The organism is Ruegeria sp. AM5, assembly GCF_056540645.1.
In genome coordinates this window covers 1-1,513 of the sequence record NZ_JBQFXC010000029.1, presented here as the reverse complement: position 1 = coordinate 1,513, position 1,513 = coordinate 1, and the positions used below count along the sequence as shown (strand labels likewise).

General features: G+C 55.2%; 1 protein-coding gene. It reads left to right on the top strand.

Annotated features, from left to right (window positions below):
* Positions 1-86 precede the first annotated feature (86 nt).
* Positions 87-1,439, top strand: coding sequence for an IS3 family transposase (locus tag ACR0AH_RS21090; RefSeq protein WP_480593651.1), 1,353 nt, complete (start codon positions 87-89; stop codon positions 1,437-1,439).
* The last annotated feature ends 74 nt before the right edge of the window (positions 1,440-1,513 follow it).

The window sequence follows — 1,513 nt, the reverse complement described above, 5'->3', positions numbered from 1 at the left end:
TTGTCTGACGTCAGCGCCCATGGGACAGTTTAGGTCGATTTGATAAGAGAGGGTTTCTGGCTCATCGTAACCGCCAAGGAGTGGAGATGAGAAAGAAACCCGGAACCAAGCAGAGCCACGGTGAGAAGGTCATAAAGGACATTCGCCGTGCGACCCGCAAACAGTATTCCGCAGAAGAGAAGATTAGGATCGTGCTGAACGGCCTAAAAGGCGAGGACAGCATTGCAGAGCTGTGCCGTCGTGAGGGCATCGCGCAGAGCCTTTATTACAGCTGGTCCAAGGAATTTCTGGAGGCCGGCAAGAAACGTCTGGCCGGCGACGCGGCCGGCGCGGCAACTTCCACCGAAGTGAAGGATCTGAGACGGGAAGCCCGTGACCTGAAGGAGGTGGTTGCCGAACAGGCTCTTGAACTGCGGTTGCTCAAAAAAAAGCATGATCGCGGATGGGGACGACGACGAATGAGATATCCCGCATCCGAAAAACTGGAAGTCATCCGCTTGGTTGAGCAATCGCATCTGCCGACCAAGCGCACTTTGGAGAAGCTGGGCATTCCGAAGACCACCTTCTATCGCTGGTACGACCGATATCTCGTCGGCGGCCCCGAGGCGCTTGAAGATCGTAGACCCACGCCGTCACGGGTCTGGAACCGCATTCCCACGCCAGTGCCCGAGAAGATCAAGGATCTGGCTCTGAAGGAAAGTGAGCTTTCCCCGCGTGAATTGGCTGTTCGCTTCACTGACACAGAAAAGTACTTTGTGTCAGAGGCTTCGGTCTATCGCATCCTGAAATCCTACGACCTGATCACCAGCCCGACCTATGTGGTTCTATCGGCGGCCGACGAGTTCCAGGACAAGACAACACGACCGAACCAACTCTGGCAGACCGATTTTACCTATCTCAAGGTGATCGGCTGGGGCTGGTTCTATCTCAGCACGATCCTGGACGATTACAGCCGCTACATCATCGCCTGGAAGCTTTGCACGACGATGAAGACCGAGGATGTGACCGACACACTGGACCTCGCCTTGCACGCCTCAGGCTGTGATCAGGCAACGGTGCTGCACAAGCCACGTCTGCTCAGCGACAACGGGTCCAGCTACATCTCTGGTGAGCTTGCCGAATGGCTGGAAGATCAGGAAATCGATCATGTTCGAGGGGCGCCAAACCATCCGCAAACTCAGGGAAAGATCGAGCGCTGGCACCAGACGCTCAAGAACCGCATCTTATTGGAAAACTACTATCTGCCCGGTGACCTTCAGCAGCAGATCGATGCTTTCGTCGATCACTACAATCACCGGCGCTATCACGAGAGCCTGCAAACCCTAACACCGGCCGATGTCTACTTCGGGCGCGGACAGACCATTCTAAAACAACGAGAAAGGATCAAACGAAAGATCATCGAAACCCGGCGCTTGCTTCACCGCAAATCCGCCGCATAATCACAACAACCAGTTGAGCCAGACCCTCTCTTAGTTCAGGCGGCCATCTGTCCCAAAATCCCTGACGACGGACA